Consider the following 15868-nt stretch of genomic DNA (forward strand, 5'->3'; position numbering starts at 1 on the left):
GACTGCTGTGGCGGGACATCGTTGACGCCTTCCGGCATGTCGCGGGACATCGTTGACACCTCGCCCATTGGGCTTCTGCCATGTCGAAGAACAAGGTCATCGTCGTCGCAGTCCTTGAGGGTGGGATGTCCAAGGCCGAAGCAGCCCGCCGGTACGGCATCAGCCGCCAATGGGTCCACCAACTCATCGCCCGCCACGCAGCCGAAGGAGAGGCCGGCCTCGAGGCCCGCTCCCGGCGGCCCCGCACCAGCCCGCAGCAGACGCCGGCCAACGTTCAGGAGAGGATCCTGGTCCTACGCGCCGACCTGCAGGCCAAGGGCCTGGACTCCGGGGCCGAGACCATCGCTGCCCATCTCGGACGCGAGGGCCTCCCGGTGCCCGCGAGCACCACCATCCACCGCATCCTCCGGGCCGCCGGCGCGGTCGCCCCCGAACCCCACAAGCGTCCCAAGTCCTCCCTGCGACGCTTCGCCGCGGCCCAGCCCAACGAGACCTGGCAGTCCGACTTCACCCACTGGCACCTGGCCGACGGCACCGACACCGAGATCATCGACTTCCTCGACGACCACTCCCGCTGCCTGCTCCACCTCACCGCCCACCCCAGGACGACCGGCGCCATCGTCGTGGACGCCTTCCTGGACACCGCACAGGAACACGGCCTGCCCGCCAGCACCCTGACCGACAACGGCATGGTCTACACCACCCGCCTGGCCGGCGGGAAAGGAGGCCGCAACGCCTTCGAGAGCCTCATCGCAGGGCTCGGGATCGTCCAGAAGAACGGATCCCCCGGCCACCCCCAGACCCAGGGCAAGATCGAGCGCTTCCACCAGACCCTGAAGAAATGGCTCCACAGCCAGCCTCCGGCCCAGACCATCGAGGACCTGAACGACCAGCTCACCAGATTCCGCCACGTCTACAACCACGAACGCCCCCACCGCGCGCTCGGCAGGCACACACCCGCCGAGGCCTACGCCCAGACCCCCAAGGCCGGCCCCGCGGCCGCCGCCCAGGGGGCACACTTCCGCGTCCGGACCGACCGCGTCGACGCCGACGGCAAGGTCACCCTCCGCCACGCGGGACGCCTCCGTCACCTCGGCATCGGCCGCGCCCACAGGCACAAACGCATCATCCTGCTCGTCCACGACGCCGAGGCCACCGCCATCGAGCACGGCACCGGCGAGATCCTCGCCGAGTTCACCATCAATCCCACCCGCGGCTACCAGCCCAAAAAACAGAACACCCCCGGTCTGAAGACCGGGGGTGTCAACGATGTCCCGCCACATCCGTAAAGGATGTCCCGCTACATCACAATGGTGGAGGTAAGGGGATTCGAACCCCTGACCTTCTGCATGCCATGCAGACGCGCTACCAACTGCGCCATACCCCCGTGGAGCTGAGGGGACTCGAACCCCTGACCCCCTGCATGCCATGCAGGTGCGCTACCAGCTGCGCCACAGCCCCGAAAGTCCACTCCATCAGCGTGAACAAGGGCCTTTCGGCCAGCCCACCCCGTTCGGAGCAACTCGACTATCTTAGATCGTCGCGCGCCGTCCGCACAAATCCGCCGAGCCGCACGCCGGGCGACCGGGCAGCGTCGTGCGTCACCCCTCCTCGAGGGTCACGGGCACGGGCAGCGTGCCCGCGTTGTGCTCGCCGAGGCGCCACCGCAGAGAGCCGTCGTTGTGGGGCCTGCGCTCCTCGAGGATCGACCACGAGCAGTTGGACAGCCCGGAGAGCGCACCCCAGAGGTCGTGGGGCAGGCCGAGCAGGTGCGCAAGCCCCACGCGAATCGCGCCGCCGTGGCTCACGACGACGAGCGTGCCGTCCGCGGCCACGTCACCGAGGGCACGGTCCACGGCTTGGTGGACCCGTGAGGCCACGTCGAGCCGTGTCTCGGCACCGCCCGCCGCGGTGTGCACGTCGCCGTCCTCCCAGAGGTGGAGGGCGTCGGGGTCCATGGTGCGGATCGCGTCGAACGTGTGGCCCTGCCAGTTCCCCGCGTTGGTCTCGCGGAGGCCAGCATCAACTTTCGCGGGCAGGCCTGTGACGGAGGCGAGCGCGTCCGCCGTCGTGCGTGCACGGGCGAGATCCGAACACACGATCGCGTCCGGCGAGAGTGAAGCGAGCCGCAGGGCGGCTTCGGCGGCCTGCTGCCGCCCCTCCTCGTTGAGCGGGACGTCGATCTGGCCCTGGAAGCGTCCGGCGGCGTTCCAGTCGGTGCGTCCGTGGCGCCAGAAGACAATGCGCCTGCCCGTTACCCGCGAGTATCCCGCGCCTGCGGAGTCAGTCGTCACTGGCCTCAGCCCGCGGCGGAGGCGGATGCTCCGGCGCCGTCGAGCCCGAGGTCGATCACCGGGCAGTCCTTCCACAGGCGCTCGAGCGCGTAGAAGGCACGGTCCTCGTCATGCATGACGTGCACCACCACATCACCGAAGTCCAACAGGACCCAGCGGCCCTCGGACCTGCCCTCGCGGCGCACGGGGCGCCGGTCGAGCTGGACCATGAGCTCGTCCTCGACGTTGTCGACGACGGCGTTCACCTGGCGCTCCGACTCCGCGGACGCGATGACGAAGATATCGGTGATGGCCAGACGCTCGCTCACGTCCACGGCCACAATATTCTCCGCCAGCTTGTCGGCAGCAGCCTTGGCTGCCGTCCGAGCCAGCTCGATGGCCTGTTCTGTTGCGCTCACTCTTCTCCTACGGGGTTGCTGACATTTTGCTGCGGAGGCTATTTGCTGCCGAGCACGATCATGATGATGGCCACGATGAGGGCGAGGAGGCCCACAGCGGCGACCCCGAGGAGGATCAGCCGCTCGCGTTCGGCGCGACCCGCTCCTGCCTCCGCGGAGTTCAGGGGGTCGAGCCCGTGGGCGCTGCGCGCCGACACGGGTGCGCCCTCGGGCGGCTCAGTCCTCCGGGACGACGTCGGTGCGGAGACGGGCTGCGGCGGGCGCTGCCGCGCCGTCCTGCCCGTGATCACGGGCACGTGAGTTGTGGAGGGCGGCTTCATCACCGGGTGCGGCACTCCCGGGAGGCGCACGAACTCGAGTGGGGTCACCATCGCCAGATTGTCCGTCGCGGCGGGAGCCGGGGCCTTGCGCGGCGGGGCCACGGCGTCCCTGCGTGATTCCTCGGCAAGGCGCTGCTTGGCCTGCGCACGGCGGTTGAGAATCGCGGCACGCTCTGCCATGGCCACCTGCTCCGCGAGCACCGCCGGATCGACGTCCGTGCCGCTCCCGCCTCGCTGCGCCTCGAGCATGGCGGTCTGGTTCTTGGCCTGCTCTTTGAGGAGCTCCCGAGCTGCCGTGATCTGGTCGTGGCTCAGTCTGCGGAACGAACCGGTCTCAGGGCCGAGCGCCGGGGTCACGGTGAGCCCCTGCGGCACGATCCCCTGCATCGCCGTGGGAGGCGCCGGGTCCACGCCCGGTACCGGAGCACGCCCCGCGCTGCCCGCGCTGTGGCTGGCGTGCCCGTGGGGGGCCGGGATCACCGGCAGAGCCTGAGCGGGCAGCGATTGACCGCCTTCGGGCTCCGGCTGCGTCGCCGGCAAGGGCGTGCCGACCGTGGGGAGCTTGCCCGTCTCCCGCTCACGGATGGACCGTCGGGTCGGGAACGACTGCTGGGCGGCCTGCTCCTTCTCGGCGAGTTCACGCCGCACCCGTTGGGCAGCGCGGTCGCGGGCTCTGGCCTGCGAGCTCCGCTCGGCCTGGGGCTGGCCGGGGTCGGCCTCGTGCGAGCGGCGGGCCCGCAGGCTCTCGCCTCCGGAGCGATCGGCGGACGACGGCGACGCCTCGGCTCGTGCTGCAGCCTCAGCCGCGCTCTGGGCGGCTCTCCTGGCCGTGGCACGCTCCCGCGCGGCGGCCTCCGCATCGGCTCGCGCTTGCGCCGCGGCGCGCTCCCGCGCCGCGGCAGCCTCCGCTTCAGCGCGCTCCCGCACCGCGGCAGCCTCCGCTTCAGCGCGCTCCCGCGCGGCGGCAGCCTCCGCTTCAGCCCGACCGCGGGCCTCGGCCTCCGCCTGGGCTGGCGTCAGCCGCGTTCCCTCGGCAGCGTCGAGCGAGGCCTGTGCGAGGCGACGCTCGCGCCGGCTCGTCATCGGCTTGTCCTCGTTGCTCATGCTTGGCTCACCGCGCAGCAGCTGCTGCGCTCCCTGCCTCTCCGTGGTTGTCCTGGCCCCGTCTGCCGTCCTTGCTCGGGCGAGTTCCGTCGTGTTCTTCAGTGAGGTAGAGGCCGTACTTGGCGATGTACTGCACCACTCCATCCGGCACGAGATACCAGACCGGGTCGGACACCGCCACGCGGGTACGGCAGTCCGTCGAGGAAATCGCCATGGCCGGGACCTCGAGGAGGCTCACGTCCTTGCGTCCCAGATCGTGGAGCTCATGCCCGGGGCGCGTCACACCCACAAAGTGGGCCAGCTCCCAGAGTTCGTCGACGTCCTTCCACGAGACGATCTGCTCCATGGCGTCCGCACCCGTGATGAAGTAGAGATCAGCCTCGGGCCGCAGACGCCGCAAGTCGCGCAGAGTGTCGATCGTATAGGTCGGCCCTGGACGGTCGATGTCCACCCGGCTGACAGTGAAGCGCGGGTTCGACGCCGTCGCAATCACCGTCATGAGGTAGCGGTGCTCCGGAGGGCTGACCCTGCGCCCCGACTTCTGCCACGGTTCCCCGGTCGGCACAAAGACGACCTCATCGAGGTCGAACCTCGCTGCGACCTCACTCGCTGCGACAAGGTGCCCGTGATGGATCGGATCGAAGGTTCCGCCCATGACGCCGAGGCGGACGCGCCGTCCGCTCTCGGGCTGCTCTCCCGGGGCCAAGGCGAAAGGGCTCAGTGGCCCTGACCGCGGTCGTGCTTGTTCGGGTGCTGACGGTGCGGGTCAGCATGCTCGTCGACGGCCTCGTGGCGGCGGCCGAGGTTCGTGTAGGAGGCCGTGACGAACAGGAGGATCACGAAGATGACAAACATGGCGCCTCCGATCACGAAGGGCGGCGCGATAAGCGGCGCGGGCGCCTCCTGGCCTGCGGCTTCGCCGCTCACAGTGACAGCTGCGCTGATCAGCGATGCCAGCATGGTCTCCCCTTCAGGTCGTAACTCAGGTATTCAGCTGCGGGTGCAGCTCCTTGGGCTAGGTTTCATCCTACCCCGGCGGATCAGCCGCGGACCTGTCCCTCGCCCTGCACGATCCACTTGGTGGTCGTGAGCTCGGAAAGGCCCATCGGCCCGCGCGCGTGCAGCTTCTGGGTCGAGATACCGACCTCGGCCCCGAGTCCCAGCTCCCCCCCGTCCGTGAATCGTGTCGAGGCGTTCACCATGACGGCAGCGGAATCGATCTCCGCAATGAACCGCTCGGCATTGGCGAGGTCATTGGTGATGATCGCCTCGGTATGTCCGGTGGTCCAACGGCGGATGTGGGCGAGTGCGTCGTCGAGGCTGTCAACCGTCGCGACGGCGATCTCGAGGTCCATGTACTCGGTGGCCCAGTCGTACTCGGTGGCCGGCTCGGCGCTGACACCGTCCGGAAGGGCAGCCATGGTGCGGCCGTCCACATGGAGCCGGACCCCCCGCGCGGCAAGAGCGCGCGCCACGGCTGGCAGGACTGTCGAATCACGGTGCACGAGGACCGTCTCGACCGTGTTGCATACGCTCGGTCGCTGAGTCTTGGCGTTGACGAGGATCTCAACGGCCATGTCCTCGTCCGCGCTCGCGTCGATGAAGATATGCACGTTGCCCTCGCCGGTCTCGATGACGGGGACCGTCGAGTTGATCACGACGTTCTGGATGAGCTCACGCCCACCCCGCGGAATGAGCACATCGACTCGCCCGCGTGCCTTCATCAACGCGTTGGCGCCCTCGCGGCCATAGGCATCGACGCTCTGGACTGCGTCCGCGGGCAGCCCGACGGAATCGAGCGTGTCCCGCAGGATGTCCAGAAGTGCGGCGTTCGTGTGGGCGGCGGCGCTGCCGCCGCGCAGGATCACAGCGTTGCCGCTCTTGAGCGCGAGGCCGGCGATGTCCACTGTGACGTTGGGCCGGGCCTCGTAGATCGCGGCAACCACGCCCATCGGAACGTTCACCTGACGGACGCGCAGGCCGTTGGGGAGGGTCTGGCCGCGCACCACATTTCCTACGGGATCGGGGAGGCCGGCGAGCGTCTCGAGGGCATCGACGAGCCCGTCGATGCGTGCCGGGGTAAGGGCGAGCCTGTCGAGGAGGGCCGTGGACGTGCCATTGGCACGACCGGCTTCCAGATCCTTGGCATTCGCCGCGAGAACCTGCGCCTCGTTCGCCTTGAGGGCGGCACCGATCGCGCGGAGGGCGCGGTCCTTCCACGCCCGGTTCGCACGGGCGAGGACTCGGGATGCTGCGCGGGCACGATCTCCCATCGCGTTGACCGCAGCCTCGACGTCCACTGCGGTGTCCGCGGCCGCGCTTCCCAGTGCCGGGCTCTCCGATGCCGGGCTCTCCATTGCCGCGGCAGCGGCAGCAGTCTGCTCGGCGGGAAGGGTATCGGGCGCGGCCTCACGCGCAGTGTCAGTCATGCATCAAGTCTACCGAGACGCGCCCGCGCCGGGCCCCGCCCGTGTCACAGGGGCGAGCAGCGCCGAGCGCCGGGCCACAAAGCGGCAGTGCTGCAGCGTGAAAAACGTCTCAGAGGAGCACGAGGTCGTCCACGTGGACGACGACGCGCTCGTACTCCGGCCCCATCTCGCGCCCGAGGTCTCTCGTGGAGCGTCCGAGCATCGCCGGCAGCTCGTCCGCGGAAAAGTTCACGAGCCCGCGCGCGAGCACGTGCCCCGACTGGTCCGCGATCTCCACGGGGTCGCCGGCTTCGAAGTCCCCGGACACGGCCGTCACGCCGGCGGGCAGCAGCGAGCGGTGACGGTCCGCGACGGCCCGCACCGCGCCGTCGTCGAGCGTCAGCGTCCCCCGGACCGCGGCGAGATGCTCGAGCCACAGGAGCCGAACCGGCTTGCGCCGGCCGCTGACGCTGAACCAGGTCCCGACATCCTCCCCCGCCAGCGCCCGCGAGGCCGCCGAGGTAGAGGTCACGAGGGCAGGTATCCCCGAGCTCGCAGCGATCGTGGCGGCCTCAACCTTGGTCGCCATGCCGCCCGTGCCCACGCCTGCCTTGCCCGCGCTGCCGATCCGGACGCCGTCGAGGTCCCCCGGACCACGCACATGCCCGATCCGGGTCCCGCCCTCTGACGGCGGCCCCGTGTACACGGAGTCGACGTCCGAGAGCAGCACGAGCGCGTCCGCGTGGACGAGGTGCGCGACGAGGGCGGCGAGGCGGTCGTTGTCTCCGAAGCGGATCTCGTGGGTCGCGACGGTGTCGTTCTCGTTGACCACGGGGACCACCCCGAGGTGGAGGAGCTTCTCCAGAGCGCGGTGCGCGTTCTTGTACTGGGTGCGGCGCACCAGGTCATCCGCGGTGAGGAGGACCTGGCTCACCGTGACGCCGTGCGCTCCGAACGCCTGCGTGTACCGGGCCATGAGGAGCCCCTGGCCGACGCTCGCAGCGGCCTGCTGGGTCGCGAGGTCTTTGGGCCTGCGGGCGAGGCCCAGCGGCGCCAGCCCCGCAGCGATCGCGCCCGAGGAGACGAGCACGATCTCGGTGCCCATGTTGGCCCGCTCCGCGAGCGTGTCGACGAGCGCTGCGAGGGCCTTCTCGGAGATGCCGCCCCGGATAGTCGTGAGGGACGACGAGCCAACCTTGACCACGATGCGACGCGCAGCAGGCAGCCACTCACGTCCGGCGACCTGCACCTCAGAGGTTGTCGTCATCGGCCCAATCCCCCTCGGCCGCCTCCTCGCTCGCCACTGCCGCGCGGGTCGACTCGTGGGCCGCATCCGCGCCAGCGGCACGACGGCGGGACGACTCGGTCCAGATCCCGGCGCGCCGCTCGGCTTCCAGCTCATCGCGGGCGGCCGCCTTGGCAGCCTTGCGGTCCTCATAGTCCTCGCGCTTCTCAGCACGCGTCGGACGCTCCCAGTCAGCGAGCCTCAAGTCCGTTCCGCGGGGGCCCGTGAGCAGCTCGGCGCCCGTCATCATGGTCGGCTCCCAGTCGAACACCACGCCGTCCTCCTCGCCGATCACGACGGTGTCTCCCGGCTTTGCCCCGACCTTGAAGAGCTCGTTCTCGACGCCGAGACGGTTGAGCCGGTCGGCGAGATAGCCGATGGCCTCCTCATTGGTGAAGTCAGTCTGGATGACCCACTTCTCGGGCTTGTCGCCGAGCACGCGGAACAGTGGCTCGAGGTTGCGTTCCTCGCGACGGATCGTGAACTCCGTCTTGTTGACGGCTCGAGGGCGCAGGATCGTCGGCGTCACCTTGGGCGGGGCGGTCTCGAGCAAGTCCCGCGCCGCCTGGACGATCTCCGCCATCGCAAAGCCAAGCGCCCTGAGCCCCGCGTGGCTGGTCGCCGAGACCTCGAACACGCGGTAGCCCCGCCGCTCCAGCTCCGGGCGGACCATCTGGGCCATCTCCTGGCCGTCCGGGAGGTCGGTCTTGTTCAGGGCTACGAGCTTGGGCCGCTCGTTGAGCGGCGTGGCTTCGCCGTCGACGCCCGCGTAGCTCATGTCGACCGCGTACTTCTCGAGCTCGCGTTCGATCACATCGAGGTCATCGAGGGGGTTCCGGTCAGCCTCAAGCGTCCCGCAGTCGAGAACGTGCACGATCGCCGCGCACCGCTCGACGTGCCGCAGGAAGTCGTGGCCGAGGCCGCGGCCCTCGCTGGCACCTTCGATGAGGCCGGGCACGTCCGCGATGGTGAAGCGCACGTCGCCGGCCTGGACCACCCCGAGGTTCGGCACGAGCGTCGTGAACGGGTAGTCGGCGATCTTGGGCCGCGCAGCAGACATCGCGGCGATGAGGCTCGATTTGCCGGCGGAGGGGAAGCCGACGAGGGCGATGTCCGCGATCGACTTGAGCTCGAGGACAATGTCGCCCTGTTCGCCCGGAATGCCCAGGAGTGCGAAGCCCGGCGCCTTCCGCTTGGCGGACGAGAGCGCAGCGTTGCCGAGACCGCCCTGACCGCCCGCTGCGGCGATGAACTCGGTGCCTTCGCCGACGAGATCGGCGAGGACCTCGCCGTCGCGGGACTTGACGACGGTGCCGTCCGGTACCGGCAGCACGAGCGTCTCGCCGCTGTGCCCGGCGCGCCAGTCGCCCATCCCGGGACCGCCGTTGTCGGCGTTGCGGTGCGGCGAGTGGTGGTAGTCGAGCAGCGTGGTGGTCTGGTGGGAGACACGCAGGACGACGTCGCCCCCGTTCCCACCGTTCCCGCCGTCAGGACCGCCCAGCGGCTTGAATTTCTCCCGCTTGACCGAGACGCAGCCGTGGCCACCGTTCCCGCCCGAGACGTGGAGGACCACACGGTCGACGAAGCTGGCCACTTGTAACTCCTAAGGTCTTCGGGTCTGACCCGATTCTAGTGCTGGCCCCTCGGGAATCCGGTGGGGACAGCAAAAGGTGGAGCGGACCACTGGCCCACTCCACCCTCATGCTGGGCGCGCCCTGATGGGCGCGGGTCACTGCAGCGTTATGCCTGCGCAGCGACGATGTCCACGACGCGGCGGCCGCGACGGGTACCGAACTGGACCGCACCGGGCGTCAGGGCGAACAGAGTGTCGTCCTTGCCGCGGCCGACGCCGTTGCCCGGGTGGAAATGCGTGCCGCGCTGGCGGACGATGATCTCGCCAGCGTTGACAGTCTGGCCGCCGAAGCGCTTGACGCCAAGGAACTGAGCGTTCGAGTCGCGGCCGTTGCGAGTGGAGCTTGCGCCCTTCTTATGTGCCATGAGCTGTGCCTCCCTGAGGAAATCTAGAGTCTGGGCGAACCGGAGAGGTTCAGGCGTTGATGCCGGTGATCTTGACCTTGGTCAGCTCCTGGCGGTGGCCCTGGCGCTTCTTGTAACCGGTCTTGTTCTTGTACTTCTGAATGACGATCTTCGGGCCACGGAGGTCTTCGAGGACCTCGGCCGTGACCGTCACCTGAGCCAGCTCAGCAGCGGCAGAGGTAACCTTCTCACCGTCGACCAGCAGGAGGGCGGGCAGCTCGATAGTGCTGCCAGCCTCACCGGCCACGCGGTTGAGGGTGACGTAGTCTCCGACGGAAACCTTCTCCTGACGGCCGCCGGCGCGGACAATCGCGTACACCACTGGGGAACTCACTTCTCTCGACGATATTTCTAAAAGCTCTTTGCGCGCGACGCCCGGCGTCCGTGCACTGCACGGCGCGTCAGGCGTCCAAACTGTGCTTTCTGCCGTGAGTCCGCAAGGGGAATCCCTGGGAGTGAACCCCAAGTGACGGCGCAAGCACCGAGGATCAAGGATACGCTAGTCCTCTGCCCGGCCGCAAATGAGCCGGCCACCGGCCATCATCGACCGGCAAGCACGCCTGTACAGTCTAGCCCACCCGCGGGGCACCTGTGCTCACGCATACCGGCGCGGCGCGTCGAAGAACTCCCGCTCATAGACGGACGAGGCCATGAAGGCCTCCCGCATCGCCTCGCGCTCGGGTGCTGACGCCCGCCGGCCGGCCGCATCCGTATACGCGATGGCACGGCGGGTCGACGCGGCGAACGCCTCGTCCGCGTACGTGCCAATCCACTCGGCGTACGGATGCTTCCCCGACTCCGAGCGGCCGGCATGCCGCGCGTGCAGCGCCGAACCGACTTCGGCGTAGATCCAGTAGCAGGGCAGCGCAGCAGCGGCGAGCACGGCATAGCTCCCCGAGGCGGAGGCGGCCAGAAGATGGTCCACGTAGGCCTTCGTCACGGGGCCCGGACGCCCCGCGCCGTCCGCACCCGATCGTGGGGCGCCACCACGAGAGGCACCGGAAGGTGAGACATCCGGAAGCCGCTGCCCGGCGGCGTCGTGCGCCTGAACCGGGTGACGGGACAGCCAGGTGCGGTGCAGCTCCGCCTCGACCGCGAGGCATACCCGGGCACCCTCGGCCCAGAAGGCCTGCTCCTCCTCGCTCGGCGCGAGGGCGCTCGCACGGGCCAGGACCCGTGAATAGCCATTGAGGTAGAGCGCGTCCTGAGTTAGGTAGTACGCGAAGTGGGCCTCGGGCAGCGTGCCTCCGTCCAGCTCCGCAATGAAAGGCAGGGCATCGATCTCCGCCCGCACCTTCGCCGTGTCCTCCCACAGGGAATCCGTGAACTCCCCCTCGGCGAGGGGCACGGAGGCCTGAGCATGGTGGAAGTGGTGCACGGGACCGTGCCCGTGCCCGACCTCGAGCTCACCCGAAGCCTCGAGGGCGCCGCGCAGCCAGGCCTTGGCCACGGCCAGCGAACGCTGCCAGTCACCAGTGCGCGCCTGTACTGTCGCGAGCGCGGAGGAGAGCGAGCAGCCCGTCCCGTGCGTATTGGGGGTATCGATCCGCTCGCCGCCGAGCTCGGCGATCAGAGGACCCTCGGGATGGTTCGCGTCGACGAGCGCATCCGGACAGCTCGATCCTGCGAGGTGGCCGCCCTTCACGAGCACCGTCGCGCCCGTGCGCTCGGACAGCCGCGTGCCCTGGTCAAGGGCCACGGCCCACGTGGACGCTGTCGGCTCCCCGAGGAGCGCGGCCAGCTCGGGCAGGTTCGGCGTGATGAGGTGCGCCCGCGTCAGCAGGCCGCGAAGGGCTTCCTCGGCGTCGGGGGCGAGCAGCCGGTCACCGCTCGTGGCGACCATCACGGGATCGAGCACGACGACGTCCGGCCGTGTCGCGTCGAGCCATGCCGCCACGGTGCGGATCACCTCCGCATCGGCGAGCATGCCGATCTTGACGGCGTCCACCGCGATGTCGCTGCCGACGGCCTCGAGCTGGGCGGCGAGGAACTCAGGCGGCGGCGTGTGGACTGCCGTGACACCGCGAGTGTTCTGCGCGGTGAGTGCCGTGATGGCACACATCCCGTATCCGCCCATCGCGGCGATGCTCTTGAGGTCGGCCTGGATGCCGGCTCCGCCCGAAGGATCGGAGCCGGCAATGCTCAGAACCCGGGGAACCCGGGCTGTACCAGGCACTCCCTACAGCTCCGACGCCGGTACGCCGACCCCGAGGATGAGCGGACCGCCATCCTCCGGCGGCGTCTGCGGTTCGGTGCGCGGTGCCGGTGACGCGGAGCGGGTCTGGCCGCCGACGGCGCCCTCGGACGCTTCCACGCGGGTCACCTCGGCGGAACCCTGGCCGCTGCGCGCACCGCGGGAGCGGCGGCGGCCCGGGCGCGCCTCCCCCTCGGATGTCGTGTGGCGCTCGCCGGTGATCTGGTCGAAGGCCTGGCTCAGGGCGTCGAGGCTCAGGACCGGCTCCGGCGCTGGCGGCTCGTGGACGACGTCTCCGTGCGGGAGTTCGATCCGCTCGCCGCCGATGGTGAGGACAGAGAGGTGCTCCGCGTCTCCCGCCGGCACGCGGACAACGTCCGCTGCGTGGGTGGCCTCGGCCTGCGCCGCCGGTGCAGAGGCCGCGACCGCGGCGGTCGGCGACTTCTGGGGCGCCTCCGTCCCAGCAGCCGGCACCGGTGCCTGTACCGGTGCTGAAGGTGCCCCGGCATGCTCCGTCGCCTCGGTGTGGGCCTCAGCATGCATGTCGGCATCGTGGGCGTGCGCCGCGTGCGCCGCGGCCGCAACCGCCGCAAGGGCAGCCCGGGTGGCCTGGGCGCGGGCCTGCCGCTCGGCGTCGTCCACAGGGGGTTCGGGCGCTGCGGCTGGAGTCGCGGGGACATCGGCCGGCTGGCCGCCCCCCCGACGGCGGCGCTTGCGGCCAGCAGCGGCACCGTTGACCTCGGTGACGCGGGGCGCCTGGTGCTCCACGGCCGGGGCCGAGGGACGGCCATTCCCGCGCTCGACCGGCTCGTCGTAGGTGATGACGCCGCGGCCCGCGCAGACCTCGCAGGTCTCGCTGAAGACCTCGAGGAGCCCTGTTCCCATCCGCTTGCGGGTCATCTGCACGAGGCCGAGCGAGGTGACCTCGGCGACCTGGTGCTTGGTCCGGTCGCGGCCGAGGCACTCGACGAGACGGCGCAGGACGAGATCGCGGTTGGATTCGAGCACCATGTCGATGAAGTCGATCACGATGATGCCGCCGATGTCGCGCAGCCGCAGCTGGCGGACGATCTCCTCAGCGGCCTCGAGGTTGTTCTTCGTCACCGTCTCCTCGAGGTTGCCCCCTGAGCCTGTGAACTTTCCCGTGTTGACGTCGACCACGGTCATGGCCTCGGTCCGGTCGATCACGAGGGAGCCGCCCGAGGGAAGGAACACCTTGCGGTCGAGCGCCTTGTGGATCTGCTCGTCGACGCGCCACTGGGCGAAGATGTCCTCGTCACCCTGGTACTTCTCGAGCCGGCCCAGCAGGTCCGGGGCCACGTAGGTCACGTAGGCCTCGATCGTGTCCCAGGCCTCGTCGCCGCTCACGATGAGCTTCGAGAAGTCCTCATTGAAGACGTCGCGGACCACCTTGATGGTCAGGTCCGGCTCGCCGTAGAGGAGCTCGGGGGCGAGGACCTTGGTTGAGGTGGCCTGGCCCTGGATCGACTCCCACTGGGAGCGCAGACGGTTGATGTCGTGCGTGAGCTCTTCCTCGCTTGCCCCCTCGGCGGCGGTCCGGACGATGACGCCGGCATCCTCGGGGAGTCGGTCCTTGAGGATCTTCTTCAGGCGCGTGCGCTCGACGTCGGGCAGCTTGCGCGAGATGCCGGTCATGGAGCCGCCGGGTACGTACACGAGGTAGCGCCCCGGCAGGGAGATCTGGCTCGTGAGGCGTGCACCCTTGTGGCCGACCGGATCCTTCGTGACCTGCACGAGGACGGAGTCTCCGGACTTGAGCGCGTTCTCGATACGGCGCGGGGCGCCGTCGAGCCCTGCCGCGTCCCAGTTGACCTCTCCCGCGTACAGCACGGCGTTGCGGCCGCGCCCGATGTCGACGAAGGCCGCTTCCATGGATGGGAGCACGTTCTGCACCCGGCCCAGATAGACGTTGCCGATGAGCGAGTCCTGCTGGGTCTTGGATACGAAGTGCTCCGCGAGCAGACCGTCCTCGAGGACCGCGATCTGGATGCGGTCCTCGTTCTGGCGGACCACCATCTGCCGGTCCACGGACTCGCGCCGGGCCAGGAACTCGGCCTCGGTGATCACGTGACGACGGCGGCCGGATTCGCGGGACTCACGGCGGCGCTGCTTCTTCGCCTCGAGGCGGGTCGAGCCCTTGACACTCTGGACACGCGTGCTCGTGGACTCCGACGGCGTCCGCGGCGCCCGGACACGTGTGACCGTTCCGGGCGGATCGTCATCGAGACCGCCTTCGAGCTCGAGGTCCACGTCTCCGCGACGACGGCGCCGACGACGGCGCGAGGTGACCTCCTCGGACTCCTCCTCGTGCGCCTCGCCGTCCTCTTCGCCCTGCTCCTCGGAGCCCTCGGCACCCTCGGCGCCGCGAGCGGTCCGGCTCCGGCGCCCCCGGCTACGGCGGCGGCGGCGGCTCGCGACATCGGTGTCGTCGTCGTTCTCGTCCTGCTCTTCCTCGTCGACGGGCTCGACGGCAGGAGTGGGCCGGACGATGGTGCTGAGGTCCGGCGCCTGGAAGATCATCGAGGTCGGGGAAAGCTGCTCGCTGAACAGCACCCCGCGTGCGCTCTGGGGCTTCTCGGACTCGTCCGCCGGCTCGGCGCCGCTTGCCGAGGCCGCGGCAACTGCGGTTCCCTCTGCGATCGTGGCCTCTGCTGTGGTGGCCTCTGCTGTGGTGGCCCCTGCCGTGGTGGTCCCCGCTGTCGGGGTCACTGGCGCGGTTTCGCGGTCTGCGCCCCGCTGATCGAAGGTGGCGGCTGCCGCGGAAGCCGCGCCGCGGGCGGTGCGCGTGCGCCCTGCTCGAGCGGGCTTCTGCTCGGCGACGGCCTTCCCCGTCTGCGGCTGCGGCTCGGCCTGCGCAGTGGGTGCGGGCTCGGCAGCGGCTGACGCAGCGCTCGTCGATGCCCTCCGGCGGGCGCGGACCGAACTTTTCGCACGCCGTGCCGCGGCTGGCTCGTCGCGAACGGGCTCGGCGGCCGGCTTCGTTTCTTCAGGCTCTGGTTCCTGCCGCTCCGGGAGGCTCGTCTCCGCCTTGACGGCCGCTGCGCGGGCTGACGTGCGGCGCCGCGACCGCGCATGCGCCGGCTTCTCCCCGGGTGCGGCCTCCGGCTCGGCAGAGTCCTCGGCCGCGGGAACGTCCGCAACGGGTGCCGCGGCGATTGAACTGTCCGCGGTGTCCGTCTCCGGCGTGGTGTCTTCGGCCTCCTCGGTCGGGGCAGCGGCCTTGCGGCGGCTCCGGGTGGCCCGCTTGGCCGGAGAGGCCGGGGCCTCGCCAGCGACCGCGTCCTCACCGGGACCTGCCGCGGGGGCCACGTCGACCGGTGCCGCGTCAACGGGTGCCGCAGTGGCGTCCGCCGTCGCGGCGGGGGCGCCGGTAGGCGCCGAGGCGCTCCGGCGGCGGGAAGTACGGCGGGGCTTGTCCTGCTGGTCCGCCGGTGCTGCATCCGGGGTCGAGCCGCCGGGCTGCTGTTCGATATCCATCTGTGAGTACTCCAAAGCCGCCCCGTCCGCCCCCACATACGGCGGCCGCGGCGACGCCACGAGTCGGCACCCGCGGGCGCCGACGAAAGTCGGTTCTGTGCCAGCACGGCCACGCCGTGCAGGCCGGTGCCGCGTTCAACCCGCCACCGGTCAAGGCCGGGCAGGTGCCGCTCTGGCCCGAGTCACCCGGTCAGGATCGGTGGATCCGGACGGGGTCTGGGCCGGCGGTCTTCTCGCTGTGCACCTGACCGGGCACTGCATGTGGGACAGTGTCCGGCCAATGGCATTGTCTCACACGGCCTCTCACATCATGCCGCGGCCCACCCCAAG

At 70.0% G+C, this 15868-nt stretch carries 13 protein-coding genes and 2 tRNA genes; 1 reads left to right on the forward strand and 14 read right to left on the reverse strand.

Annotation, left to right across the window (positions count from 1 at the left end; all coding sequences use genetic code 11):
• Window positions 1-80 precede the first annotated feature (80 nt).
• Window positions 81-1289 carry an IS481 family transposase gene (locus tag RBS60_RS19195; RefSeq protein WP_307959148.1) on the forward strand — a complete coding sequence of 403 codons (1209 nt, stop codon included), beginning with the start codon at window positions 81-83 and terminating at the stop codon, window positions 1287-1289.
• 22 nt (window positions 1290-1311) lie between these two features.
• Here RBS60_RS19195 and RBS60_RS19200 read toward each other — a convergent pair.
• The 14 genes from RBS60_RS19200 to RBS60_RS19265 form a co-directional block, all read right to left on the reverse strand.
• A tRNA-Ala gene (locus RBS60_RS19200) sits at window positions 1312-1387 on the reverse strand.
• A 1-nt stretch (window position 1388) separates the two neighbouring features.
• A tRNA-Ala gene (locus RBS60_RS19205) sits at window positions 1389-1461 on the reverse strand.
• A 140-nt stretch (window positions 1462-1601) separates the two neighbouring features.
• Window positions 1602-2294, reverse strand: a complete 693-nt coding sequence (locus RBS60_RS19210) for a histidine phosphatase family protein (RefSeq protein WP_307959149.1) — start codon at window positions 2292-2294, stop codon at window positions 1602-1604.
• Between the two features lie 5 nt (window positions 2295-2299).
• Complete coding sequence (gene rsfS, locus RBS60_RS19215; protein WP_307959150.1) at window positions 2300-2692, reverse strand: ribosome silencing factor; 393 nt, start codon at window positions 2690-2692, stop codon at window positions 2300-2302.
• Between the two features lie 38 nt (window positions 2693-2730).
• Complete coding sequence (locus RBS60_RS19220; protein WP_307959151.1) at window positions 2731-4116, reverse strand: hypothetical protein; 1386 nt, start codon at window positions 4114-4116, stop codon at window positions 2731-2733.
• 7 nt (window positions 4117-4123) lie between these two features.
• Window positions 4124-4822, reverse strand: a complete 699-nt coding sequence (nadD, locus tag RBS60_RS19225) for a nicotinate-nucleotide adenylyltransferase (RefSeq protein WP_307959152.1) — start codon at window positions 4820-4822, stop codon at window positions 4124-4126.
• Window positions 4823-4833: 11 nt separating this feature from the next.
• Window positions 4834-5076, reverse strand: coding sequence for a hypothetical protein (locus tag RBS60_RS19230; RefSeq protein WP_307959153.1), 243 nt, complete (start codon window positions 5074-5076; stop codon window positions 4834-4836).
• Window positions 5077-5156: 80 nt separating this feature from the next.
• Window positions 5157-6545, reverse strand: coding sequence for a glutamate-5-semialdehyde dehydrogenase (locus RBS60_RS19235; RefSeq protein ID WP_374049317.1), 1389 nt, complete (start codon window positions 6543-6545; stop codon window positions 5157-5159).
• Between the two features lie 109 nt (window positions 6546-6654).
• Window positions 6655-7791 carry a glutamate 5-kinase gene (gene proB / locus RBS60_RS19240; RefSeq protein WP_307959154.1) on the reverse strand — a complete coding sequence of 379 codons (1137 nt, stop codon included), beginning with the start codon at window positions 7789-7791 and terminating at the stop codon, window positions 6655-6657.
• A complete protein-coding gene (gene obgE / locus RBS60_RS19245; protein WP_307959155.1) occupies window positions 7775-9403 on the reverse strand; it encodes a GTPase ObgE in 1629 nt (542 codons plus the stop codon). Before obgE ends, proB begins: the two co-directional genes overlap by 17 nt.
• 146 nt (window positions 9404-9549) lie before the next feature.
• The gene (gene rpmA / locus RBS60_RS19250; RefSeq protein WP_307959156.1) at window positions 9550-9807 is read right to left on the reverse strand and encodes a 50S ribosomal protein L27; all 258 of its coding nucleotides are present in this window, start codon (window positions 9805-9807) and stop codon (window positions 9550-9552) included.
• 49 nt (window positions 9808-9856) lie between these two features.
• Complete coding sequence (gene rplU / locus RBS60_RS19255; protein ID WP_307959186.1) at window positions 9857-10168, reverse strand: 50S ribosomal protein L21; 312 nt, start codon at window positions 10166-10168, stop codon at window positions 9857-9859.
• A 273-nt stretch (window positions 10169-10441) separates the two neighbouring features.
• A complete protein-coding gene (thiD, locus tag RBS60_RS19260) occupies window positions 10442-12022 on the reverse strand; it encodes a bifunctional hydroxymethylpyrimidine kinase/phosphomethylpyrimidine kinase (protein WP_307959157.1) in 1581 nt (526 codons plus the stop codon).
• A gap of 3 nt (window positions 12023-12025) precedes the next feature.
• Window positions 12026-15538: an Rne/Rng family ribonuclease gene (locus RBS60_RS19265; RefSeq protein WP_307959158.1), complete on the reverse strand. Its 3513-nt coding sequence runs from the start codon at window positions 15536-15538 to the stop codon at window positions 12026-12028.
• Between the last annotated feature and the right edge of the window lie 330 nt (window positions 15539-15868).

The sequence above is a fragment of the Sinomonas sp. ASV486 genome (genome assembly GCF_030908215.1).
GTDB classification, from domain to species: Bacteria; Actinomycetota; Actinomycetes; order Actinomycetales; family Micrococcaceae; genus Sinomonas; species Sinomonas puerhi.